Raw genomic sequence first — 25,236 nt, 5'->3', positions numbered from 1 at the left:
AATGAAAAACTTACTTATAAGGAATGGGACAATAATATCTCCAAAGGATGGTATCAAATTTGAAAAAAGAGATATCTTAGTTTTACATGGAAAGATATATGATATTGGATTAAATCTTAAAGAAATGATAAGAAAAGAAAAAATACTCATAAACAAAGAGTTTGAGATAATAAATGCTAATAACATGTATATTTCTCCTGGATTTATAGATGTTCATACCCATTGTTATAAGAGAAAATTACCTACAGGTATGGATTCTGATTCAATTGGAATTGAAAAAGGTTCAACAGTTATATTTGATGGAGGTACAGCAGGTCCTGTAAATTACTACGATTTTAAGAAAAAATATATGGATGAATGTAAGACTGAAGTATATTCATTTTTAAATGTAACTAATGAGGGATTAAATATATTGAATGAATCAACATCTTTAGATGTTATAAATTTTGATAACATTGAGTCCATTGTAGAAAAAAATATGGAAAAGATAAAGGGTATAAAAGTAAAAGCAAGTAAATTTCAATCTAGTACAGATGGTATAGATATAATTAAAAAGTCAAAACAAATTGCAGAAAAATTAAATTTACCATTAGTGGTATATATAGGGGAGTATCCATCATATATAGATGAAGTAATGAATATTTTAGGAAAGGGAGATATAGTTACACCTGTATATGGAAATAGCACAAATGGAATATTTAATGAATCTGGTGGCTTGAGAGAATCTGTATTAAATGCAAAAGATAGAGGTGTATTATTTGATGTATGTCATGGGTTAGAACAGTTTGACTTTGAAGTCTTTAAAAAAGCAGTAAATCAAGGATTAGAGCCAGATTTAATAAGTACAGATATGCATATAAAAAATATGAAAGATATACATTATTCTCTTTTAAATGTTGTAAATAAAATTATGGAACTTGGTATACCTCTAGAAAAATGTATAGAAAAAGTAACTGAATATCCAACAAAAGTTTTTAATTTGCAAGGAAGTCAAGGTAGGATAAAAGTTGGTGGAGAAGGCGATTTTACAATATTTACAATAGATGATAGTAAAGAAATTATAACAGATTATAATAATAATGAACTAATGCTAAATAAAAAATTGAGCTTACAATATACTATAAAATCATGGATGAAAAGTAGTGAAGTTTATAGACATTGGTATGATGGGACTGTAATAAATTAAGTCATATTGATAAAAAAGGAAAAATATGTTTAAATTAGTATATATTGGATAAATATGTAAGGAACAATAATTATAATTTTAGGGGAGGTATTTTAGTATGAAAGCATTTGTTGATAAGGATGTATGTGTAGCTTGTGGAGCGTGTATAGGAACATGTCCAGACGTTTTTAGTATGAGTGATGAAGGTCATTCAGTTGCAATTGAAGGAGAAATACCAGCAGAATTACAGGATTTATGTAAAGAAGCAGAAGAAGGATGTCCAGTTTCAGCTATAACAGTTAAATAAAACTGTTTAAATTTAGTTTAAAGACAACATATAAGATTTGATTATTATTTAAGCTATAGTATTAGATTAAGATTCTATTACTATAGCTTTTTAAAATAGATAAACTCAAAAGATAAAGTATTATTTTTATAAAAAGTGGAGGATTTAAATATGAAAAAAAATTATGAAATAGTGTTATTTGACCTGGATGGAACACTTACAGACCCTAAAGAAGGAATAACAAAGTCTATTCAATATTCTTTAAGTAGTTTTGGGATAGAAGAAGAATTGGATAACTTAGAACAATTTATAGGGCCACCCCTACATGCTACTTTTAAAGACTATTATAAATTTGAAGATGAAAAGGCAACAGAAGCTGTTGAAAAGTATAGAGAATACTTTTCTGACAGAGGAATATTTGAAAATAAAATTTATAAAGATATAAAAGAGACTTTAAAAATACTTTATGAAAATGGAAAAACATTATTATTGGCTACTTCTAAACCAACAGTTTTTGCAGAAACCATACTTAAATATTTTGGTATAGATAGATATTTTAAATATATCGCAGGCAGTAATCTTGATGGTACAAGAGTAAATAAAAATGAAGTTATAGAATATGTGTTAGATTTGTGTGATGTAACAGATAAAGATAAGGTCATTATGATTGGCGATAGAAAATACGATATAATTGGAGCTAATAAAATAGGTGTAGATTCTATAGGTGTATTGTATGGATATGGCTCTTTTGATGAGATTAGTAAAAGTAATCCTACTTATATTGTCGAAAGTGTTAAATCTATAAAAGATATTTTGCTATAAATATCTTTTATAGACAAAAACAATACAAAATGGTGTAGCATATTTAAAAATATGATATTATAATTAAGGAAGCCATTTAAAAAAGAGGAGGATGCACTTGAAATGAAATCTATTTTAATCATGGGTGGAAGCGACTTTATAGGTTCTGCACTTGCTAAGCGTTTAATTAAATGTGGGTATCAAATAGATATACTTACGAATGGTAAAAAGGAAATAGATTATAAAGGTTTTAGAGAGCACTTAATTTGCGATAGAAAAGTACGCAAAGATATGGAAAACATTATCAATGGAAGACAGTATGATTACATATATGATATGACAGCATATACAAAAGAGGATGTTGGTAATCTTATTGATTTTGTAAACTTAGATAATTTAAAAAAATACATAGTATTGTCAGCAGGAGCCGTATACAAAGATAGTGGAAGAAATGTAAAAGAAGATAATGAAAAAGGTGAAAATGAAAATTGGGGTAAATATGGACTTAACAAAAAAGAAACAGAAGATTTTGTTATAAATAGCTCTATACCATATATAATTATTAGGCCAACTTATATATATGGGGAAAATAATAATTTGTATAGAGAATATTATTTCTTTGAAAAAATAGAAAAAAACGAAAAAATACCAGTACCTAAAGGAAAACAAGTAAGCAATCAATTTATATATATTGGGGATTTAGTAAAAGTGCTAGAAAGTGTAATGAAAAATTCTCATGTAAGAGAAGCGTATAATGTAACAAATCCACAGTTAATATCTTGGGATGAACTTATATATACATGTGGAGAAGTTATTGGGAAGGAACCTATTATAAAATATGTAGACATGGAAAAAGTTGAGTTTAGAGAGAGAACTTACTTCCCATTTAGGAATATAGACTTTAATCTAGATATAAATAAGCTTATTGAACATGGTCTTTATATACCAAATATTTTATTAAAAGAAGGTCTTACAAGAACATATAAATGGTTTTTAGCTAATAAGCCAAAATTACACGATAGAAAAATGGACAAAGTTGAGTCTGTAATTCAAATAGTTTAATATAATAAATAAGTAGGTAGATACTTTGAAATTAAAGACAAAACGTTTTTTAAAATTTTTTATATTGATATTTGTTTTAATTTTTATATACTCAGTTGCAATAGAACCGAGTCTATTAATTGTGAAAACATATAATATAAATGAAGATGGAAACATGATTAAAGAAAATATAGTAAAAAATGAGAACGAGACTATAAAAGTAGTTCAGATTTCAGATACTCAAATAGGCAGTTTTTATTCAACTAATAAACTCAAAAAAGTAGCTAATAAGGTGAATGCCTTAAATCCAGATATATTAGTATTTACTGGAGATTTAATTGATTATTCTAATAAAAATCCAGATATAGATGAAATTACAAAGATTTTATCTAGTATGAATGCAAGGTTAGGAAAATTTTCAGTATTTGGTAATCATGATTATATGTATGAACTTCCTAGGTATTATAGACAAATTATGAAAAATTCTAACTTTCATCTTTTAGTTAATGAAAATAAGAAAATAAAACTTGAAGACAATAAGTATATTAATATACTTGGAGCTGATGAGATATTAAATGGTAACCCAAATATACAAGATTTGGAAAGTAAAACTGATTATAATAGTTTTAATTTATTGCTAGCACATGAACCAGATTTGGTAGATATGCTCAGTAAAGATACCATGAATTTAGTTTTATCTGGACATAGTCATGGCGGTCAAATAAGATTGCCTTTCAAGGGAGCTTTAGTCACTCCTCCATATGGAAGGAAATACACTAAAGGATTTTATGATATAAAAGGAAATCATCTATATGTGAGTTCTGGTCTTGGAAGTACAAAGTTGCCGTTTAGATTTTTTAATGTACCAGAGATAGTCGAATTTAATATTCTAATCTAGTATAGAATATTGTTTTTATGAAATATAGAGGGATAGAAATTTTAAGAATAAATTGAGTTAAGAATATAAAAAGTTTAAGTTATAGTTAATACATTTATTAGAATCGATAATAATATTAATAACTATTAAAATATAGATATAAAAAATAATAAAAATATAAAAGATTATAATATAGCAAGATTGTGTCAATTATAAATAGAGAGTATTTATAATTAATACAATCTTGCATTTCTTTATATAAAGATATTAATTTTTATACAATGTATGAAAGCGATTTAATGTTATATTTAAATTATTTTAAATAAATATTTTTTATCTTTTCTTTATCCCATATAAAAAGTTTTTCTGAATTATTTAAAGCTCCAAATACATTCCTTTTAAAATCTGGCATTTCTTTATTTAAATTAGCAATAAGATTTTTTATGTATTCTCTCCTAGTATGGCCATTTGCAGGACATGGATTTGCTATGATAGGATAGTTACACTCCTTTGAAATCTTCTTAGTCATATATTCTTCTATGTAAATCATAGGTCTTATAACAGTTAAATCTTGTCTATCTAGATATGTCTTTGGTGAAAAACAATTAACTCTTCCTTCATAAAACATAGACATTAAAAATGTCTCAATAGCATCATCCTTATGGTGTCCTAGAGCTACTTTGTTGCACCCAAGTTTCTTTGCGTTGTCATTTAAAGCACCTCTTCTTAAATTAGCACATAATGCACAAGGATTTTTTTCTTTTCTTATATCAAATACGATTTCTTTTATATTAGTTTTAAATTCATAAAAAGGTACATTTATTTCCTCGCATAACTTATTTAATGGGGAGTTATCAATTCCACCAGTATTTAGTGTTACAGCTATTAATTCAAACTTTTGTGGAGAAAATCGTTGATAATTTTTAAGTATATGAAGTAATGTCAAACTATCTTTTCCACCAGAAAGACCAACTGCAATTTTATCATTTTCTTGTATCATATCAAAGTCTTGTATAGCCTTACGGGCTTTACTAAGAAGTTTTTGCATAGACATTTTTAGCACCATCCTTTATTTGAAAATATAAACTTAAGAATAACTTAAGGTTTACTTATAAAATACTTAAAACTTATACTCTAAAATTAACATTAACAAACATAACAAAGGAGACGATTTAACCATGAAAAAATTAAAATTGATGTTAGCCATTATAGTAGTAGTATTTATAAGTATGTTTATAGTTAAAGATAAAATTCTGAAAGATGAAGAACTGACTGGAACTGCTCAATTTGCTTCATCAGAAGATGTTGAAGCAAATTCTCAGAAAAAAAATCACTCAAATAGTATAGCAGATAATATATTATTGGTAAACAAGACAAATGAACTTAGTAAAGATTATATGCCAAAAGATATTACTAAAGTAAATATAGAGTTTGTTCCAGAAGCTACTGAAGAGGAAAAACAAATGGCAGGAGAACCTGCAAAAGCAGTAGAAGACTTAGTTAGACAAGCTAATGAAGAAGGAATACAGTTTTTAGGGTCTTCAGCATATCGGTCTTATGATACTCAACAAGATACTTATACAAGAAGAGTAAATTCTCAAGGTCAGGAAAAAGCCGATGCATATGTAGCAAAACCTGGACATAGTGAACATCAATCTGGACTGTGTATTGACTTGACAAATCCAGAAAGATGGTTTGTTGGAAGCACAAAAGAAGCCATATGGTTGGCAGAAAATGCTCATAAATTTGGATTTATAATAAGATATCCTAAAGGTAAAGAAGATATAACAGGTACAGCATATGAGCCATGGCACATTAGATATGTGGGTAAGGATGTCGCTGAGGAAATTTATTCAAAAGGGTTAACTTTGGAAGAATATTTACAAAGCAAATAATAAAACAACATAACATAAATTGTATAATATTACTAAATGTAATATAAATAAATTTGATAGATTAGACTACTTTAAGTATAGTATAATTTTAGATGAGTAAGAACTATATTAAAGTAAGTTAGGACGTGAAAAAGTGAAAGATACAATTCTTGTTGTGGATGATGAAAAGGAAATAAGAGACCTTGTAGAGATATATCTTTTAAATGATGGATATAATGTAATTAAAGCTAAAGATGGACAAGAAGCTTTAGATATTTTAAAAAAAGAAAATATTCATCTGATGGTATTGGATATAATGATGCCAAAGATGGATGGGATAGCAGTTTGTAGAAAAGTTAGAGAAAGTTTAAATATACCAATACTTATGCTGAGTGCAAAATCAGAGGATATGGACAAGATACAAGGAATAATGACGGGTGCAGATGACTATCTAACAAAGCCATTTAATCCACTTGAACTTACTGTGAGAGTAAAAGCATTACTTAGAAGAGCGTATTATTTTAGTGGTACTGACAAAGAAAATAAAGATGTCATAGAAGTAGGAGTGGTGTTAATAGATAAGGAAAAACATAGTGTAACAGTAGCTGGCAAGGATATATTTTTGACATCAAGAGAATTTGATATCTTGTATTTACTAGCAAATAATAGAGGTAGAGTATATAGTACAGAAGAGATATTTGAAAAAGTGTGGAAAGAACAATACTACCAATCTAACAATACTGTAATGGTTCATATGAGTAGGATAAGAGATAAAATTGAAAAGTATACAGATGGAGAAAAAATAATTCATACTGTATGGGGGGTAGGATATAAAATTGAAAAATAAGAGTGTATTAAATTATATGTTTCGCCCTATAGTAGACTTTATAATAAGTTGTATTATAACCCTAATGATTATGTTAACAAGTGTATATATAATAAAGATATTATATATTAGAACTACTTTATCTACGATTAATTACCTTATGCGTAGTTTAAGAGACATTAGAGCTGTTATAGGAGACAGTACATTATATTCTGTTTTATTTCTGACAGCATCATTATCAATTTATTCATTAATGTCATACAAGAGAAATAAAAAACTTGTAAATTTTCTAAAAGATACTGATAACAAAAATAAAAAACTAGAAATTATCATGGACGCTGTAAACTCAATGGAGGAAGGCGATTTAGAAAAAAGTATAGATATTGAGTATGAGTCAAATGGATTAAGTGATAAAAAAATTGATGAGATTGATGAACTTGCAAATAAAATCAATAGTATAGTTTATCAACTTAGAAATATAACTGTTGAAGAAAGACAAGCTCAACAGACTAAAACGGATTTAATAACAAATGTTTCGCATGACTTAAGAACTCCTTTAACCTCAATAATGGGTTATCTGGGATTGATAGAAGATGGTAAGTATAAAGATGAAGTTCAGTTGATGTATTATGTTAATATTGCATATGAGAAATCAAAAAGTTTAAATATACTTATAAATGATTTATTTGAACTTACAAAAATGCAAAATAATACAATAAGATTAAAAAAAATAGATATAAACTTGGTAGAACTATTAAGTCAAATAGTATCTCAACTTGGATTTTATTTTAAAAAAGAATTTATGGTTAGTAGAGTTAACTTCAATGAAGAAAAATTAATTATAAATGCTGACCCAAATAAATTGGTGAGAGCTTTTGAAAATCTTATAACCAATGCTATGAAATATGGAAAAGAAGGAATTTATGTAGATATAGTAACTGCCAAAAAAGGAAATATGGCGATTGCAAAAGTTATAAATTATGGAGAACCCATTCCAGTATTAGATTTACCAAATATATTTGATAGATTCTATAGAGTTGAAAAATCAAGAAATAGCAATGATGGAGGTTCTGGATTAGGTCTTGCAATTACAAAAAATATTGTGAATTTACATGGTGGGGAAATTACTGTTTCAAGTAATATACATCAAACTGTATTTGAGGTACAGCTACCAATAATACAAGAAACTGTGCAATAAGATAAAAGTATGATTTAGATGCACAAATATTTATAGCATAAAGTGTTTACAAAAATAAAAAAGTAATATATAATTTAAGTCAGTTTAATAAGATACTTATCAAGAATTAGGGGAGAGAGTTAGCTCAGTGAACCTATACCAACCTTTTATTAGGTGGTCCTGCTAACAACGATGAGATGATTGGAAATAATATACTCTTCTTATCAATAGTGGATAGGGAGAGTTTTTTTATAGATTTAAAGTAACAAATTTTTAAGTGATAATGGAGGATTCAAAAATGGAAAAAGTAGAAAGTTTTAAATTAGACCATACAAAAGTTAAAGCTCCTTTTGTGAGAAAGTGCAGTGTACTTGATGGAGTTAAAGGAGATAAAATAAGTAAATTTGACTTGAGATTTTTACAACCAAATGTAGAAAGCTTTGGAACTGCTGCTATGCATGGTTTAGAACATTTACTAGCAACTTATTTAAGAGAGACATTAGATGGTGTGATAGACTTATCTCCAATGGGATGCAGAACAGGATTTTATTTAATATTATGGGGAGATGTAGATGCTAAGACAGTTAAAGATGGTTTAGAAAAGGCATTAAAGAAAGTAATTGAATCTGATAAAATGCCAGCTGCTACAGCTTTAGAATGTGGAAATTATAGAGACTTATCTTTATTTGGAGCAAAAGAATATGCAAAAGATGTTTTAGATAAAGGATTTTCTCTTAATATATATGGAGAATAATTTAATTGAAAGAGAAAGTATAAGCATAAATCAAAGTGAAGTTTTAAGGTATTTACAATATAAAGGACAAGAAATAGATAAAGAACTTAAAGAAACTATTGATGAATGTATAGAAACAGCCAAAAACAAGATAAATCCTAGATATATATCTAGGATTTATCCTATCAAAATAAATAAAGATAAGATTGTAGAACTAGAGGGAACAAATTTAACTTTAAAGAGTAAGGATATATATGAACTTCTAAAAAACTGTGATGAATGTGTAATTATGGCAGCGACTTTGGGAATAGAAGTAGAAAAGGAAATAAAAAGATACTCTTACTCAGATTTAACAAAAGGACTAATAATTGATTCATGTGGAACAACAGCAATAGAAGAAGTATGTGATATTGTTCAAAACAACATAGAAAAGGTTTTTTTAGAACAAAACAAATTTATAACTATGCGATATAGCCCAGGATATGGGGACTTACCAATAGAGAAAAATATAGATATATTAAATGTTTTAAATGCTCAAAAACAAATAGGACTCACAATTACATCAAATGGGATTATGATACCAAGAAAATCAGTAGTAGCTATTATAGGCATTTCTAATTTAAAAATAGATAAATCAAAGAAAGAAAAATCGTGTGAAAATTGTAAAAACTACAGAAATTGTACATATAGAAAAGGAGCGAATTCTTGTGGAAATAAGACAATATCTAAAGGATAATATATTAATATTTGATGGTGCAATGGGAACAATGCTTCAACAAAAGGGGTTAAAAATAGGTGAAAATCCAGAAGTATTTGGTCTTCAAAATCCAGAAAAACTTATAGAGATACATACATCATATTTAGAGGCAGGCTCAAATGTAATTCTTACAAATACTTTTGGGTGTAATGAATTAAAATTAGATAGTGAATATACAGTAGAAAAAGTTATCGACAATGCCATTTTAGTGGCTAGAAAAGCTATAGAAAATGTAGATAACACTAAACCTAGATATGTAGCACTAGATATTGGTCCTATAGGAGAAATGTTAGAGCCTATGGGAACTTTAAGCTTTGACAGAGCATATGAGATATTTAAAAGACAAGTATTACAGGGTGTTAAATCTGGAGCTGATGTAATAGTAATAGAGACTATGATGGACTTATATGAAGCTAAAGCTGCTGTTTTAGCGGCTAAGGAGAATTCTGATTTACCTGTTTTCTGTACTATGACATTTGATGAGAGTGGGAGAAGTTTTACTGGATGTATGCCAGAAAGTATGGTTGCTACAATAGAAGGGCTGGGGGTTGACGCAATAGGAGTAAACTGTTCATTAGGTCCTAAACAACTTTTACCAATAGTAAAAAAAATCGTGTCAAGAGCTTCAATACCTGTAATGGTTCAAGCAAATGCAGGTTTACCAAATATAGTTGATGGAGAAGCTATATATGATGTTGATGCAAAGGAATTTTTTGAGGGAGTCAAAAAATTTGTTGAAGCTGGAGCAACTATAATAGGCGGATGTTGTGGCACAAATCCAAGCTTTATAAAAGAAATATCTGAAAATATAAGTTCTGTTAAAAAGGGAAGTACCGAAAAGATTGATAAGTGTGTAGTTTGTTCGCCATCAAAATTTGTGGAAGTAGAATCGCCTACAGTTGTCGGAGAAAGATTAAATCCAACAGGTAGAAAATCTTTACAAGAAGCTTTAAAAAATGAAAATTTAGATTATGCAATAAATTTAGGGCTAGAACAAGTAAGTGCTGGGGCACAAATATTAGGTGTGAATGTTGGTTTGCCAGAAATAGATGAAAAGAAATTAATGCCAAAGTTAATAAAAGAGATTCAAGCAGTAGTAGACACACCATTACAAGTCGATTCTTCCGATGTAGAGGCTTTAGAACAAGGTCTTAGATATTATAATGGTAGAACAATCGTAAACTCTGTAAACGGCAAAGAAGAGTCTTTAGAAAGTATATTACCAATAGTTAAAAAGTATGGTGCATGTGTGGTTGGTCTTGCATTAGACGAAAAAGGTATACCAAAAAAAGCTGAGGAAAGATTTGAAATAGCAAAAAAAATAGTTGATAGAGCAGTTTCTTATGGAATAAAACCAAAAGATATATTTATAGATTGTTTATCACTAACTGTTTCAGCTCAACAAGAGGAAGCAATAGAAACTATAAAGGCCATAACAATGGTTAAGACATTAGGGGTAAAAACTATACTAGGGGTTTCAAATATTTCATTTGGACTTCCAAATAGAAAAGCACTTAATGCCTCTTTTTTAACACTAGCTTTAGGAGCTGGGCTTGACTTAGCAATTATAAATCCAAACGAATATAGCATGATGGAGGCTGTTAATTCTTTTAGAATCTTAAATAATACAGATAAAGGATGTATAAATTACATAAATCAATATAGCAATATAAATAATTCAAAACAGTCTGATTCCACTGTTAAAGCTAATAAAGATTTGTCACTAGATGTTTTAGTTGAAAGAGGATTAAAAGAAGAAGCCAAAAATGTAACATTGAATCTTTTAAAAGAGAAGGATGAAAATTATATATTAGATAAAATTTTAATTCCAGCTCTTGATAGAGTAGGAAAGAAATACGATAGTGGAGACATCTTTTTACCACAACTGATTCAATCAGCAGAAACAGTAAAAACTTCACTAAATACAATAAAAGAAACCTTACTAAGTAGAAGTAGTGACAATGTATCTAAAGGAAAAATAATAGTTGCTACAGTAAAAGGGGATATTCATGATATTGGAAAAAATATAGTAAAAATAATGCTAGAGAATTATGGATATGAAGTTATAGACCTAGGAAAAGATGTTCCAATTGAAGAAGTAGTAGAGGTTGCTAAAAAAAGAAATATAAAGTTAGTGGGATTGAGTGCACTTATGACTACAACTGTTCAAAGTATGAAAGATACAATTCAAGCATTAAGAGATAATGAAATAAATGCAAAGGTATTTGTAGGTGGTGCAGTTTTGACAGAGGAATATGCTGAGGAAATGGGAGCTGACTATTATTCAAAAGATGCAAAATCTGCTGTTGAGATAGCAAAGTTAAATTTTTAGCATGGAAATTAAAATAAAGGTTTTACTAAACAGGATATTTTATATATAATATAGATATAAGTTTTAGAAACTTATATCCAAAATAATAGGAATTAATCTATAATAATGAGATTAATTAATATAAAAAAATATTTATCATCAACATTAAAAAGGGCTGGGAAGTCTGGTATAACTTCCGTCAGCCCTTTTTAGTATAAAAATAAGTTAAAAAGCCCAATTGCCATTTTTGAAAATCTGTATATGTTTTCCATCATGAGTTTCTCCGACAATATCCATGTCTGAAGAGCCAACCATAAAGTCAACATGTGTTAGACTATCATTTACTCCATGTTCATCCAATTCTTCATCTTTCAAATCATTTCCACCATCTAAGCAAGTCTTATAAGCAGAACCAATTGCAAAGTGGCAAGAAGCATTTTCATCATATAAAGTATTATAAAAAATAATATTTGTATCAGATATTGGAGAGTTATATGGAACAAGAGCAACCTCTCCTAGATAATGAGAACCTTCATCTGTTTCAATAAGTTTCTTTAATGTTTCCAATCCCTTTTCAGCAGAGAAATCTACTATTTTACCATCTTTGAATGTCAAAAAGAAATTATCAATTATATTTCCTCCATAAACAAGAGGTTTAGTGCTGTAAACAGTTCCATTGACTTTAAACTTGTGTGGCATTCCAAAAATCTCTTCAGTTGGAATGTTAGGATTAAAGCTTACTCCATTAGGGTCTTTAGATGCTCCGCTCAACCAAATATGACCTTTTGGTAAATCCAAAGTTAAATTAGTTTTTGAAGATTTATACTTTAAAGTTTTGAAATTACTTTCATTTAAAAAATCCATTTTAGACTTTAGATTTTCATTATGTTCTTTCCATGCTTTTATAGGGTCTTGTCCATCAACTCTTGAACACTTAAATATGGTATCCCATAACTTATCTACTGCTTCGTTTTCTGATAAATTTGGAAATACTTTTTTTGCCCAATCTTTTGTTGGTACAGAAACTATACTCCATTTACATTTATCTGTTAGCGTATAAGAACGCCACTCTTTTAAAGCCTTTCCAGAAGCTTTTTGAAAGTTAGCAACTTTCTCAGGGTCAACATCTTTTAATAAATCTGGGTTTTGAGCATATACTGATAAAAATGCTCCACCTTCTTTAGCTATGTCTACATATTGATCTGCTGTCCATTTTGGAAACTCATGAAATGCTTCGTCTGGTGCATATAAATATTTAATAAGAGTACTTTCTTCATCAGACCATTCTATATATACATTTTTAGCACCACATTTATATGCTTCCTTTAGTGCATTTCTTGCAAAATCAGCACATTCAATTGGTGATTTTATAAGTAAAGTTTGACCTGGTTGTATGTTAACTCCGACCTTAATTGCTAACTCAGCATATTTTTCTAAATTTTTATTAAAATCCATATTATTCCTCCTGTATTTTTAATATTAAATAACTTATAAAATATTATATCATTAAATAACTTATAAAATATTAATATCATTACTTAGATTTTGGGTCATATTTAAAATATTTATACTCAATAGACTGAGAAATAAAAAACACTTATTTTAATTAAAATAGATTGTTTAAATATATAATTGCAACTAAGACGTTATTTTTTGTTGATAATAGTATTAAAGTAGAAATAAAAATACTTTTTTAGTGAAAAGCTATACAAGAATACCGAAAAAAACTTATAATATAATAATGAGATAGATATTTATAATGAAATAAAAAATTTTCTGGCAAAGCTTATATATGTTTAAATATAGTAGTTTATATATTATGAACAGAAGATTTCAGTTAGGAGGGCATAAATGGAGCTTTATGAAGCCATTTTTTATAGAAAATCTGTAAGAAATTTTTCCAGTACAAAACTAAAAAAGCCATTAATGGAAGAAATAAAAAGAAGTTGTAAAAATTTAGAATACTTAAATGAAGATTTAAATATTAAAGCACATGTTGTTGATAGAGGTCATATAATACACTTTTTAATGGGAAAAGAGTGTAAAGTAAAAGCACCTCATTATATAGTAGTCACATCAGATAAAGGAAAAGACTATCTACAAAATATAGGTTTTGCCACTGAAGGTATAGTCTTACGTCTTACAACGTTAGGAGTAGCTACTTGTTGGTTGGAGTCGACATTAAAAAGAGAAGATATCTTGGAATTTGTAGATATTGGCAACAAAGACCCAAGAGAAGATGAAGAAGACGATTTAGATTATTTAGCTGGAATAAAAACGGAAGAAGAAGATGAAAACAAAATAGAGAATCCATATATAATAATAGCTTTTGGATATCCGGCAAAAAATGAAGATTTATTTAGGACAAGACACGCTAGGCCTGATAGAAAACCAGTAAAAGATATCATAAATAAAATAAATAGAAATAGGAAATGGAAAGAAATATTAGAATTTACAAGAAGAGCTCCATCTGTGAAAAACTCTCAACCTTGGTATTTTCATAAAGATGAACGAGGTCTTCATCTATTTGAAAAGAAACCTAAGAAACATTGTGAAGATATGAATAAGGTTAGCTTAGGAGTAGGCTTAAGACATTTTGATATAGCATGTATAAAAAATAAAATAGATGTTTCATATGAAAAACTTCCTATAAAGAATAGAATAGGAAAGTCATATTTTATAACTGTAGTTGAACATGTAAAACCAGAAGAAGAAACTAAAGATGAAAATTTAAGTTTGGAAAAAGAAGAATCACAAAATGAATAAAATTTTGAGAGGGGATAGTAGGTATGTATAAGTGTGGGAAATGTAATCTTAGAGGCTGTTCAGATGGAGATATGGATAAGCTAATGAAGATATGTCCAACTAGAGAAGTTGAGTTACAAGAAAAAGCAAAAAAACTTTATGAAGAAGAAGAAAATAGAAAAATAGCTTATAATGCTGGATTAATTGAAACAGAAGGATACTGTCAATATACTAGGTTAAAAGAGATTATAGAGTTTGCTAAAAAATGTGACTATAAAAAAATTGGTATAGCGTTTTGTATTGGTTTAAAAAGAGAAATGCAAACAGTACAAAAGGTATTTGAACATCATGGATTTGAAGTGTTTTCTGTGATATGTAAAAATGGAGCAATGCCTAAAAGTACAGTTGGATTAGAAGCATCTCAAACGATATCAAAGTGTGCAGATGAAATAATGTGTAATCCAATAGGGCAGGCTTTGTTTTTAAATGAAGCTAAAGTTGACCTTAATATAATTCTTGGACTATGTGTTGGACATGATACATTAGCTATGAAATATATGGAAGCTCCTATAACAACTCTAATTGTCAAAGATAGAGTAACTGGGCATAATCCAGCTGCTGCGATATATAATGCAGAGTCTTATTTTGAAAAAAAATTGTTTGATAAAGATAAAGAATAATTCAAAGACTTATTGACATAAAAAGCAATTAGTGGTTTAATTATAAAAAAGATGAAACTTTAAAATATCCTTAAGATACATAAAGTTATATAAATAAAGAAAAATATTACAGCTAAATTCCTTAAATTAGTCCAGAGAGACTAAAGGGTTATAGATAGTGTTAATATATAACCTCTAGTAAATCTTCTAGAGGTTTTTGATGAGTATAAAATAAAAATTTAAATATAATAAAGTCTTTTAAACTAGTCCAGAGAGACTGGGAAAGATATCTCATAGCTAATAAATAGAGTTATGTATAGATAAAATCCTTGTGCCTCTTTTGGTGTGAGGATTTTTTTATGAGGATTTAGGCTTTATTAAAAAGGAGATGTAAAAATGATAAATGGTAAAGAGAAGCTAATAGTTGCAATTGATACTGACGAATTTGATAAAGCTAAAGAACTAATAGACAAATTAGAAGATAGTGTAGATATATTTAAAGTAGGACTAGAACAATATGTGGCTACAAAAGGAAAGACTATAGACTATTTAAAAGAAAAAGGTAAAAAAATATTTCTAGACCTTAAATTCCATGATATTCCAAATACTATGAAAAGTGCAGTAAGAGCTGCAGTAAGAGATAATGTTTGGTTAATGACAATACATGTATCAGACATGGAAGGGATGAGACAATGTGCACTAGTTGCTAAAGAAGAAGCAGAGAGATTAAATATAGAAAAACCTTTGGTGGTTGGAGTAACAGTTTTAACTTCATTAAGCAACCAAGACTTACAAGATATAGGATGTAATATGACAACAGAAGAATTGGCTATAAAGAGAGCTAAATTAGCAAAAGAATCAGGAATAGATGGAGTTGTTTGCTCAGCTCAAGAAGTAGATAAGATAGTAGAAGCGTGTGGAACTGATTTTATAACAGTTTGCCCAGGGATAAGACCTAAGTCAGCAGAAGTTGGAGACCAAAAAAGAGTTGTTACTCCATCAGATGCAATAAAAAGAGGAGCTCATTATTTAGTTGTTGGAAGACCTATAACAAAAGCAGAAAGTCCAAGAGAATCAGCTATTAATATTGTAAAAGAAATAGAAAATGCTTAGATAAAACATTTGGGAGGTAGCTTATATGAAGGGGAAATTAATTTTAGAAGATGGAACAGTATTTGAAGGAAAAGCATTTGGATATTTAAAGGAAGCTGTTGGTGAAGTTGTGTTTAATACTTCAATGGCAGGATATGGTGAACTACTGACAGATGCAACTTATTATGGACAAATAGTGACAATGACATATCCACTTATAGGGAACTATGGAATAAATTTAGAAGATGTTGAATCAAATAAAGTGCAAGTAAAAGGACTTATAGTAAGAGAAAAAAGTGACAACCCAAATAATTTTAGATGTGAAATGGATATAGACACATATCTAAAGCAAAATAAAGTAATTGGACTTGAAGGAATAGATACAAGAGCATTGACTAAGATTATTAGAAATAATGGAACAAAAAGAGGTATTATAACTTTAGAAAATGTATCATTACAAGAAGTTCAGTCTAAATTGACAGAGTGTTGCAATAAAGATTCAGTTAAAAGTGTTACAAGAAAAGAAATTGAAAATATTAAAGGGACTGGTGCTAAAGTTGTAGTTGTAGACTTTGGTGTTAAAAATAGTATATTAGATTCACTGAAAGCTTGTAACTGCGACATAACAGTAGTACCAGCAATGACTACTTCAGAAGAAATTTTAAGAATAAACCCTGACTTGATATTATTATCTAATGGGCCAGGTAATCCAGAAGATATAAATGATATAGTTGAAAATATAAAGAAATTAGTAGGCAAAAAACCACTAGCAGGAATCGGTTTAGGACATCAAATTTTGGCATTAGCATTAGGTGGAAAAACTTCAAAACTTGCATTTGGACATAGAGGAGGAAATCATCCAGTTAAATGTTTAGAAACAGGAAAAGTATTTATAACTTCTCAAAATCATGGATACAATGTTTCAGAAATGCCAGAAAATACAGAGATAACTCATGTAAATTTAAATGACAATACTATAGAAGGAATGAGACATAAGGAATTACCAATATATAGTGTTCAGTACATTCCAGAATACACAACAAAAGAAGATTTAGATTGTATATTTAATAAATTCTTAGCATTAATATAGATTTAGTATTATTTACAGATAGTAAAAACCATTTAGATAAGGAGAAAAATTTATGCCTAAATTAGATAGTATAAAGAAAACTTTAGTATTAGGGTCAGGACCAATAATAATAGGTCAAGCGGCAGAATTTGACTATTCAGGAACTCAAGCATGTCAATCTTTAAAAGAAGAAGGAATTGAAGTTGTATTAATAAATAGTAATCCAGCTACAATAATGACTGATAAAGAAGTGGCAGATAAAATATATATAGAACCATTAACAATAGAATTTATAGAAAAAATAATAGAGAAAGAAAGACCAGATAGTTTACTTGCAGGTATGGGTGGACAAACAGGATTAAACTTAGCAGTTGAGCTTTATGAAAAAGGCATACTAGATAAATACGGAGTAAAAATAATAGGTACTTCAGTAGAATCTATCAAAAAAGGTGAAGATAGAGATATATTTAGAGATGTAATGAAAGAAATAAATCAACCTGTAATAGTTAGTGATATAGTTACAGAGTTACAAGCAGGTCTTGATTATGCACTTACAATAGGGTATCCAGTAGTTGTAAGACCAGCATACACATTAGGTGGAACTGGTGGAGGTATAGCTGATACAGAGGAAGAATTAAGAGAGATACTTTCGCATGGATTGCAATTAAGCCCAGTTGGACAAGTATTAATTGAAAAAAGTATAAAAGGTTGGAAAGAAATAGAATATGAAGTAATAAGAGATTCAAAAGGAAACTGTATAGTTGTATGTAACATGGAAAATATAGACCCAGTTGGAGTTCATACAGGAGATAGTATAGTAGTTGCTCCAACACAAACTCTAAGCAATAAAGAATGTGCGATGCTTAAAAAAGCATCTTTAGATATATTAAATGCAGTAGAAGTTCAAGGTGGATGCAATGTTCAGTTTGCATTAAACCCACATAGTTTTGAATATGCAGTTATAGAGATAAATCCAAGAGTTAGTAGATCATCAGCACTAGCATCAAAAGCCACAGGATATCCAATAGCCAAAGTTTCATCAAAAATAGCTTTAGGATATACTTTGGATGAAATAGAAAATGCAGTAACTAAAAAAACTTATGCTTGTTTTGAGCCGACTATAGACTATGTAGTGGCTAAGATACCAAAATGGCCATTTGATAAATTTAAAAAGGCAAATAGAAAATTAGGAACTAAGATGATGGCAACTGGTGAAATAATGAGTATAGGAAGTAACTTTGAAGCTGCTATTCTTAAGGGAATAAGATCACTTGAAACAGGAAAATATTCATTAGTTCATGCACCATCAGAAGAGAGAAGTATTGAAGCGTTAAAGAAAAGAGTTGTAGTACCTGATGATGAAAGACTATTTGATTTAGCTGAAATGATAAGAAGAGGCTATAAAGTAGAAATGATAGAGCAAATCACAGGAATAGACAAGTGGTTTATAAATAAATTTAAATGGATAGTTGAACAAGAAGAAAAATTAAAAGTTATGAAGATTGAAGACTTAACTAAAGATTATCTTCTTGAGTTAAAGAAAAAAGGATTCTCTGATAAAGGTATATCTGATTTAATGAAGATAAGCCCAGAAAAATTATATGAATTAAGAAGTCTATATAACATAAAACCAGCATACAAAATGGTCGATACATGTGCGGGAGAAATAGATGCTATATCTCCATATTACTACTCAACTTATGAGCAATATGATGAAGTAGTTGTTAGTGATAAGAAAAAAGTAATAGTGTTAGGCTCTGGCCCAATAAGAATAGGTCAAGGTATAGAATTTGATTATTGTTCAGTTCACTGTGTAAAATCTTTAAGAAAGATGGATATAGAAACTATAATCATAAACAATAACCCTGAGACAGTAAGTACAGATTTTGATACATCAGATAAACTATATTTTGAACCATTAACAGAAGAAGAAGTTTTAAGTATAATTGAAAAAGAAAAACCAGAAGGTGTAATACTACAATTTGGAGGACAAACAGCTATAAAACTAGCTAAGTTCTTACATGAGAAAAATATACCTATATTGGGAACGGACTTTGATGATATAGATGCAGCAGAAGACAGAGAAAAATTTGATGAATTATTAGAGAGATTAGATATAAATAGACCAAAAGGAAAAGGTGTATGGTCACTTAATGAAGGTATTGAAGTTGCTAATGAATTAGGTTATCCAGTATTAGTTAGACCATCTTATGTACTTGGTGGTCAAGGTATGGAAATAACTTACAATGAAGAAAAATTATCTCAATACCTACAGGATGCATTTGATAGAGACCATAAAAATCCAGTACTTATAGATAAATATCTAACTGGTAGAGAAATAGAAGTAGATGCTATATGTGATAAAGAAGATATATTAATACCTGGAATAATGGAACACTTAGAAAGAGCTGGGGTTCACTCTGGAGATAGTACAACAATGTATCCAAGCCAAAATATATCTGATAAGATAAAGGAAAAGATAGTAGAATACACTAAAAAAATAGCTTTAGACCTTAATGTACTTGGTATGGTTAATATACAATTTATAGAATTCCAAAATGAATTATATATAATTGAGGTTAACCCTAGAGCCAGTAGAACAGTCCCATATATAAGTAAAGTGAGTGGAGTACCAATAGTTGACTTAGCTACAAAATGTATGCTAGGAGCTAAATTAAAGGATTTAGGATATGGTACAGGGGTTTATAAAGAGCCTAAACTAGTATCAGTAAAAGTGCCAGTATTCTCAATGTCTAAATTAGCTAAAGTTGAAGTAAGTCTTGGACCTGAAATGAAATCTACAGGAGAAGTTTTAGGTGTAGGAGAAAATCTAGAAGAAGCCTTATATAAAGGATTCTTAGCAGCAGGTAGACATATGTCCGATGAAAGAGGAGTAGTGCTTGCTACTGTCAATAATAACGATAAAGATGAATTTATAGCAATAGCAAAAGATATGAAAGAGTTAGGATATACTTTTGTTGCAACAGAAGGTACAGCTAAGAGTCTAAGAGAAAATGGAATAGAAGCTGATATAGTAAACAGAGTGGAAGAATCTAGACCAAACATACTAGATGCTATAAGAAATAAACAAGTTGATATAGTAATAAATACACCTACTAAAGGTAATGACTCAACAAGAGATGGATTTAAAATAAGAAGAACAGCTATTGAATTCTCTACTGAAATAATGACATCTTTAGATACATTAAAAGCCTTAGTAGAGGTTAAGAAAAAACACCTAAACAAAGATAAGTTAAAAGTTTACAATATAGCTGAATAGAAATTAAGTTGATTGTATAGTTTAAGAATTTAATCATTAAATTAAAAAGAAGAAGTTATTTTTTCTAGGAGTTTTTACTTTTGAGATAACTTCTTTTTTTTAAGAAATTTGTAGTATAATAGAAAAAGATAAAAAATAAATGCAAATGAGTATAAAACTAGAATGTAAAAGTGAAAAATATATATAGATATTTAAAAGATTATATTTAGTTAATGTTCTTTAGTTTGCCTAAAGAGAATTATAGGAGGTACTGTAATATGAAAGCAAGGTTAATATTAGAAGATGGGACAGTTTTTATAGGAAAAGCATTTGGATATTTAGAAGAAAGTGTAGGAGAAGTAGTATTTAATACTTCAATGATAGGATATGGTGAAGTTTTAACAGACCCTTCTTACTATGGTCAAATAGTTACTATGACTTATCCTCTTATAGGAAATTATGGTATAAATTTATCATCAGCAGAATCTGAAAAAGTGCAAGTGAAAGGATTTATAGTAAGAGAAAAAAGTGATTCTCCAAGTAATTTTAGATGTGAAATTGATATAGACCAATATTTAAAGCAAAATAAAGTGATAGGACTAGAAGGAATAGATACAAGAGCTTTAACTAAGATACTTAGAAATAATGGGACAATGAAAGGTATAATTACGTTAGAAGATAGTAAATTAGAAGATGTTAAACATAAATTAGATAAGTTTTCAAATACAGAAGCAGTTAGAACGGTTACAAGAAAAGAAGTAGAGCATATAGAAGGAAATGGTCCAAAAGTAGCTGTTATGGATTTTGGAGTTAAAAGAAACATCTTAAGATCATTTATAGCTCGTGGATGCGATATAACAATATTCCCAGCTACAACATCTCCAGAAGATGTATTAAGTATAAATCCTGATTTAATATTTTTATCAAATGGGCCTGGAGACCCAGAGGATTTAGAAGATATTATAGAAAATATAAAAGTTCTAATTGGTAAAAAGCCTATAGTTGGAATATGCTTAGGACATCAGCTTTTAGCCCTAGCTCTTGGCGGAAAAACTGCGAAACTTAAATTTGGACATAGAGGCGGAAATCATCCAGTTAAAGATTTAGAAGAGGGAAAAGTATTTATAACTTCTCAAAATCATGGATATTATGTTTCAGAAGTTCCTGAACAAATGAAAGTGACACATATAAATTTAAACGATAATACTGTTGAAGGAATGAGACATGAGAAGCTAGATGTATACAGTGTTCAATACCACCCTGAAGCTTGTCCAGGGCCAAAAGACAATGACTATATTTTCGATAAGTTTTTAGAGTTTGTAAAATAAATAATATCAGAATATATAGCTAAAAATAAGACTAACTTAAATCAAAAAAAGTATTGGTTTAATTAATATAGATATAATAAATAAACTCAAATTTAAAGATGAAATAAAGTAATTAAAATTGATTGTATAGATTATGAAGATAAAAACTGTGAAAATTGTTTAGATAAGGAGAAAGAGTTATGCCTAAATTAGATAGTATAAAGAAAACTTTAGTATTAGGGTCAGGGCCAATAATAATAGGTCAAGCAGCAGAATTTGACTATTCAGGAACACAGGCCTGCCAAGCACTAAAAGAAGAGGGAATAGAAGTTGTATTAGTAAATAGTAATCCAGCTACAATAATGACTGATAAAGAAATTGCAGATAAAATATATATAGAACCATTAACAATAGAATTTATAGAAAAAATAATTGAAAAAGAAAGACCAGATAGTTTACTTGCAGGTATGGGTGGTCAAACAGGACTAAACTTGGCTGTAGAATTACATGATGCTGGTATACTAGATAAATATAATGTAAAAGTTATAGGTACGTCTATAGAGTCTATAAAAAAGGGTGAGGATAGAGATTTATTTAGAGAAGTAATGAAAGAAATAAATCAACCTGTAATAGTTAGTGATATAGTTACAAATTTAGAAGCAGGTCTTGAATTTGCAAATAAAATAGGATATCCAGTGGTTGTAAGACCAGCATACACATTAGGTGGAACTGGTGGAGGTATAGCTGATACAGAGGAAGAATTAAGAGAGATACTTTCACATGGATTGCAATTAAGTCCAGTAGGTCAAGTTCTTCTTGAAAAGAGTATAAAAGGTTGGAAAGAAATAGAATATGAAGTAATGAGAGACGGAAATGGAAACTGTATAACTGTATGTAACATGGAAAATGTAGACCCAGTTGGAGTTCATACAGGAGATAGTATAGTTGTTGCTCCAAGTCAAACTTTAAGTGATGAAGAATACCAACTACTTAGAAAAGCATCAATAGATATAATAAATGCAATAGAAGTTCAAGGTGGATGTAATGTTCAAATAGCTTTAAATCCACATAGCTTAGAATATGCAATAATAGAAATAAATCCAAGAGTTAGTAGATCATCAGCACTAGCATCAAAAGCTACAGGATATCCAATAGCAAAAGTGGCGGCTAAAATAGCTTTAGGATATACTTTGGATGAAATAGAAAATGCGGTAACTAAAAAAACTTATGCTTGTTTTGAGCCAACTTTAGATTATGTGGTAGTAAAAATACCAAAGTGGCCATTTGATAAGTTTAAAAAGGCAAATAGAAAATTAGGAACTAAGATGATGGCAACTGGTGAAATAATGAGTATAGGAAGTAACTTTGAAGCTGCCATTCTTAAGGGAATAAGATCACTTGAAACAGGAAAATATTCATTAGTTCATGCTCCATCAGAAGGTAGAACATTAGAAGAGTTAAAGAAAAGAGTTGTAGTACCTGATGATGAAAGACTATTTGATTTAGCTGAAATGATAAGAAGAGGCTATAAAGTAGAAATGATAGAAGAAATCACTGGTGTTGATAAGTGGTTTATAAATAAATTTAAATGGATAGTTGAGCAAGAAGAAAAATTAAAAGGTCTTAAAATAGAAGATTTAGATAAGGAATACTTACATGAATTAAAGAAAAAAGGATTCTCTGATAAGGGTATATCTGACTTAATGAAGATTAGCCCAGAAAAATTATATGAACTAAGAAGTCTATATAATATACAACCAGTTTATAAAATGGTTGATACATGTGGAGGAGAATTTGAAGCTCTATCTCCATATTATTACTCAACTTATGAGCAATATGATGAAGTAGTTGTAAGTGATAAGAGAAAAGTGGTAGTATTGGGTTCTGGACCAATAAGAATAGGTCAAGGTATAGAGTTTGACTATTGTTCAGTTCACTGTGTAAAATCTTTAAGAAAAATGGGTATAGAAACTATAATTGTAAACAATAACCCTGAAACAGTAAGTACAGATTTTGATACATCAGATAAACTATATTTTGAACCATTAACAGAAGAAGAAGTTTTAAATATAATTGAAAAAGAAAAACCAGAAGGTGTAATACTACAATTTGGAGGACAAACAGCTATAAAACTAGCTAAGTTCTTACATGAGAAAAAAATACCTATATTGGGAACTGATTTTGATGATATAGATGCAGCAGAAGACAGAGAAAAATTTGACGAATTATTAGAGAGATTAGATATAAATAGACCAAAAGGAAAAAGCGTATGGACAACTAATGAAGGTATTGAAGTTGCTAATGAATTAGGTTATCCAGTATTAGTTAGACCATCTTATGTACTTGGTGGCCAAGGTATGGAAATAACTTACAACGAGGAAAAATTAACTCAGTATTTAGATGATGCTTTTGCTAGAGACCATAAAAATCCAGTACTTATAGATAAGTATTTAACTGGTAGAGAAATAGAAGTAGATGCTATATGTGATAAAGAAGATATATTAATACCTGGAATAATGGAACATTTAGAAAGAGCTGGAGTTCACTCTGGAGATAGTACGACAATGTATCCAAGCCAAAATATATCTGATAAGATAAAAGATAAAATTCTAGAATATACTAAAAAAATAGCTTTAGACCTTAATGTACTTGGTATGGTTAATATACAATTTATAGAATTCCAAAATGAATTATATATAATTGAGGTTAACCCTAGAGCCAGTAGAACAGTCCCATATATAAGTAAAGTGAGTGGAGTACCAATAGTTGACTTAGCTACAAAATGTATGCTAGGAGCTAAATTAAAGGATTTAGGATATGGTACAGGAGTTTATAAAGAGCCTAAACTAGTATCAGTAAAAGTTCCAGTATTCTCAATGTCTAAATTAGCTAAAGTTGAAGTAAGTCTTGGACCTGAAATGAAATCTACAGGAGAAGTTTTAGGTGTAGGAGAAAACCTAGAAGAAGCTTTATATAAAGGATTCTTAGCAGCAGGTAGACATATGTCTGATGAAAGAGGAGTAGTGCTTGCTACTGTCAATAATAACGATAAAGATGAGTTTATAGCAATAGCAAAAGATATGAAAGAGTTAGGATATACTTTTGTTGCAACAGAAGGTACAGCTAAGAGTCTAAGAGAGAATGGAATAGAGGCTGATATAGTAAACAGAGTTGAAGAGCCTAGACCAAACATACTAGATGCTATAAGAAATAAACAAGTTGATATAGTAATAAATACACCTACTAAAGGTAATGAC

20 protein-coding genes are annotated in these 25,236 nt (G+C 29.1%); 18 read left to right on the top strand and 2 right to left on the bottom strand.

The annotated features are described in order from the left end of the window. Window position 1: 1 nt before the first annotated feature. The 5 genes from KGF46_RS17645 to KGF46_RS17625 all read left to right on the top strand — a co-directional run bounded on the left by KGF46_RS17645 (window position 2) and on the right by KGF46_RS17625 (window position 4,191). Entirely contained in the window at window positions 2–1,186 is a 1,185-nt protein-coding gene (locus tag KGF46_RS17645) for an amidohydrolase family protein (protein ID WP_227862210.1), read from the top strand. A gap of 97 nt (window positions 1,187–1,283) precedes the next feature. Further along, window positions 1,284–1,472, top strand: a complete 189-nt coding sequence (locus KGF46_RS17640) for a ferredoxin (RefSeq protein WP_227436432.1) — start codon at window positions 1,284–1,286, stop codon at window positions 1,470–1,472. A 150-nt stretch (window positions 1,473–1,622) separates the two neighbouring features. Then, complete coding sequence (locus KGF46_RS17635) at window positions 1,623–2,273, top strand: HAD family hydrolase (protein WP_227828633.1); 651 nt, start codon at window positions 1,623–1,625, stop codon at window positions 2,271–2,273. A gap of 102 nt (window positions 2,274–2,375) precedes the next feature. Further along, entirely contained in the window at window positions 2,376–3,314 is a 939-nt protein-coding gene (locus KGF46_RS17630) for an SDR family oxidoreductase (protein ID WP_227828634.1), read from the top strand. Window positions 3,315–3,339: 25 nt separating this feature from the next. Then, window positions 3,340–4,191 (top strand): metallophosphoesterase, encoded by an 852-nt coding sequence (locus KGF46_RS17625; protein WP_227854804.1) that lies wholly within the window; start codon window positions 3,340–3,342, stop codon window positions 4,189–4,191. 292 nt (window positions 4,192–4,483) lie between these two features. Here KGF46_RS17625 and KGF46_RS17620 read toward each other — a convergent pair whose 3' ends face one another. Further along, window positions 4,484–5,224 (bottom strand): ATP-binding protein, encoded by a 741-nt coding sequence (locus KGF46_RS17620; RefSeq protein WP_227862209.1) that lies wholly within the window; start codon window positions 5,222–5,224, stop codon window positions 4,484–4,486. Between the two features lie 124 nt (window positions 5,225–5,348). On the opposite strand from KGF46_RS17620, the gene KGF46_RS17615 reads away from it, so the two are divergent. The 6 genes from KGF46_RS17615 to KGF46_RS17590 all read left to right on the top strand — a co-directional run bounded on the left by KGF46_RS17615 (window position 5,349) and on the right by KGF46_RS17590 (window position 11,869). Then, window positions 5,349–6,065, top strand: a complete 717-nt coding sequence (locus KGF46_RS17615) for a M15 family metallopeptidase (RefSeq protein ID WP_227862208.1) — start codon at window positions 5,349–5,351, stop codon at window positions 6,063–6,065. Window positions 6,066–6,198: 133 nt separating this feature from the next. After that, entirely contained in the window at window positions 6,199–6,891 is a 693-nt protein-coding gene (locus KGF46_RS17610) for a response regulator transcription factor (protein ID WP_227828638.1), read from the top strand. Continuing rightward, window positions 6,881–8,068 carry an ATP-binding protein gene (locus KGF46_RS17605; protein ID WP_227850646.1) on the top strand — a complete coding sequence of 396 codons (1,188 nt, stop codon included), beginning with the start codon at window positions 6,881–6,883 and terminating at the stop codon, window positions 8,066–8,068. The genes KGF46_RS17610 and KGF46_RS17605 overlap by 11 nt, the downstream gene beginning before the upstream one ends. A gap of 277 nt (window positions 8,069–8,345) precedes the next feature. Next, complete coding sequence (locus KGF46_RS17600; protein WP_227828640.1) at window positions 8,346–8,801, top strand: S-ribosylhomocysteine lyase; 456 nt, start codon at window positions 8,346–8,348, stop codon at window positions 8,799–8,801. Then, window positions 8,791–9,516: a vitamin B12 dependent-methionine synthase activation domain-containing protein gene (locus KGF46_RS17595; RefSeq protein WP_227828641.1), complete on the top strand. Its 726-nt coding sequence runs from the start codon at window positions 8,791–8,793 to the stop codon at window positions 9,514–9,516. The genes KGF46_RS17600 and KGF46_RS17595 overlap by 11 nt, the downstream gene beginning before the upstream one ends. After that, the gene (locus KGF46_RS17590) at window positions 9,488–11,869 is read left to right on the top strand and encodes a homocysteine S-methyltransferase family protein (RefSeq protein WP_227828642.1); all 2,382 of its coding nucleotides are present in this window, start codon (window positions 9,488–9,490) and stop codon (window positions 11,867–11,869) included. The genes KGF46_RS17595 and KGF46_RS17590 overlap by 29 nt, the downstream gene beginning before the upstream one ends. 204 nt (window positions 11,870–12,073) lie before the next feature. On the opposite strand, the gene KGF46_RS17585 is transcribed toward KGF46_RS17590, so the two are convergent. Continuing rightward, window positions 12,074–13,303, bottom strand: coding sequence for an aminopeptidase (locus tag KGF46_RS17585; protein WP_227828643.1), 1,230 nt, complete (start codon window positions 13,301–13,303; stop codon window positions 12,074–12,076). Between the two features lie 396 nt (window positions 13,304–13,699). Between KGF46_RS17585 and KGF46_RS17580 the strand changes: the two genes are divergently transcribed. The 7 genes from KGF46_RS17580 to carB (KGF46_RS17550) form a co-directional block, all read left to right on the top strand. Then, entirely contained in the window at window positions 13,700–14,614 is a 915-nt protein-coding gene (locus KGF46_RS17580) for a nitroreductase family protein (RefSeq protein ID WP_227862207.1), read from the top strand. 23 nt (window positions 14,615–14,637) lie between these two features. After that, window positions 14,638–15,273, top strand: a complete 636-nt coding sequence (locus KGF46_RS17575; protein ID WP_227856979.1) for a DUF1847 domain-containing protein — start codon at window positions 14,638–14,640, stop codon at window positions 15,271–15,273. A 375-nt stretch (window positions 15,274–15,648) separates the two neighbouring features. Beyond that, window positions 15,649–16,365: an orotidine-5'-phosphate decarboxylase gene (gene pyrF, locus KGF46_RS17570; protein WP_227436407.1), complete on the top strand. Its 717-nt coding sequence runs from the start codon at window positions 15,649–15,651 to the stop codon at window positions 16,363–16,365. 25 nt (window positions 16,366–16,390) lie between these two features. Further along, window positions 16,391–17,434: a glutamine-hydrolyzing carbamoyl-phosphate synthase small subunit gene (gene carA / locus KGF46_RS17565; protein ID WP_227828646.1), complete on the top strand. Its 1,044-nt coding sequence runs from the start codon at window positions 16,391–16,393 to the stop codon at window positions 17,432–17,434. 52 nt (window positions 17,435–17,486) lie between these two features. Next, window positions 17,487–20,693 carry a carbamoyl-phosphate synthase large subunit gene (gene carB / locus KGF46_RS17560; RefSeq protein WP_227828647.1) on the top strand — a complete coding sequence of 1,069 codons (3,207 nt, stop codon included), beginning with the start codon at window positions 17,487–17,489 and terminating at the stop codon, window positions 20,691–20,693. Between the two features lie 257 nt (window positions 20,694–20,950). Next, complete coding sequence (carA, locus tag KGF46_RS17555; RefSeq protein ID WP_227839230.1) at window positions 20,951–22,000, top strand: glutamine-hydrolyzing carbamoyl-phosphate synthase small subunit; 1,050 nt, start codon at window positions 20,951–20,953, stop codon at window positions 21,998–22,000. A 179-nt stretch (window positions 22,001–22,179) separates the two neighbouring features. After that, the coding region (carB, locus tag KGF46_RS17550) for a carbamoyl-phosphate synthase large subunit (protein WP_227862206.1) at window positions 22,180–25,236 on the top strand (3,057 nt) is incomplete at its 3' end.

This window comes from Clostridioides sp. ZZV14-6153 (assembly GCF_020657855.1).
In the GTDB taxonomy this organism is placed as follows: domain Bacteria; phylum Bacillota; class Clostridia; order Peptostreptococcales; family Peptostreptococcaceae; genus Clostridioides.
The sequence above is the reverse complement of the archived record's forward strand: the minus strand, read 5'-3'. Positions and strand labels throughout refer to the sequence as shown.

Excerpts from the sequence above, each read along its gene's own strand:
- KGF46_RS17580 (WP_227862207.1), top strand. The coding sequence starts at position 13,700 with ATGGAGCTTTATGAAGCCATTTTTTATAGAAAATCTGTAAGAAATTTT.
- pyrF (WP_227436407.1), top strand. The coding sequence starts at position 15,649 with ATGATAAATGGTAAAGAGAAGCTAATAGTTGCAATTGATACTGACGAA.
- KGF46_RS17615 (WP_227862208.1), top strand. The coding sequence starts at position 5,349 with ATGAAAAAATTAAAATTGATGTTAGCCATTATAGTAGTAGTATTTATA.
- KGF46_RS17575 (WP_227856979.1), top strand. The coding sequence starts at position 14,638 with ATGTATAAGTGTGGGAAATGTAATCTTAGAGGCTGTTCAGATGGAGAT.
- KGF46_RS17585 (WP_227828643.1), bottom strand. The coding sequence starts at position 13,303 with ATGGATTTTAATAAAAATTTAGAAAAATATGCTGAGTTAGCAATTAAG.
- KGF46_RS17645 (WP_227862210.1), top strand. The coding sequence starts at position 2 with ATGAAAAACTTACTTATAAGGAATGGGACAATAATATCTCCAAAGGAT.
- carA (WP_227839230.1), top strand. The coding sequence starts at position 20,951 with ATGAAAGCAAGGTTAATATTAGAAGATGGGACAGTTTTTATAGGAAAA.
- KGF46_RS17630 (WP_227828634.1), top strand. The coding sequence starts at position 2,376 with ATGAAATCTATTTTAATCATGGGTGGAAGCGACTTTATAGGTTCTGCA.
- carB (WP_227828647.1), top strand. The coding sequence starts at position 17,487 with ATGCCTAAATTAGATAGTATAAAGAAAACTTTAGTATTAGGGTCAGGA.
- KGF46_RS17635 (WP_227828633.1), top strand. The coding sequence starts at position 1,623 with ATGAAAAAAAATTATGAAATAGTGTTATTTGACCTGGATGGAACACTT.
- KGF46_RS17595 (WP_227828641.1), top strand. The coding sequence starts at position 8,791 with ATGGAGAATAATTTAATTGAAAGAGAAAGTATAAGCATAAATCAAAGT.
- KGF46_RS17620 (WP_227862209.1), bottom strand. The coding sequence starts at position 5,224 with ATGTCTATGCAAAAACTTCTTAGTAAAGCCCGTAAGGCTATACAAGAC.
- KGF46_RS17640 (WP_227436432.1), top strand. The coding sequence starts at position 1,284 with ATGAAAGCATTTGTTGATAAGGATGTATGTGTAGCTTGTGGAGCGTGT.
- KGF46_RS17600 (WP_227828640.1), top strand. The coding sequence starts at position 8,346 with ATGGAAAAAGTAGAAAGTTTTAAATTAGACCATACAAAAGTTAAAGCT.
- carA (WP_227828646.1), top strand. The coding sequence starts at position 16,391 with ATGAAGGGGAAATTAATTTTAGAAGATGGAACAGTATTTGAAGGAAAA.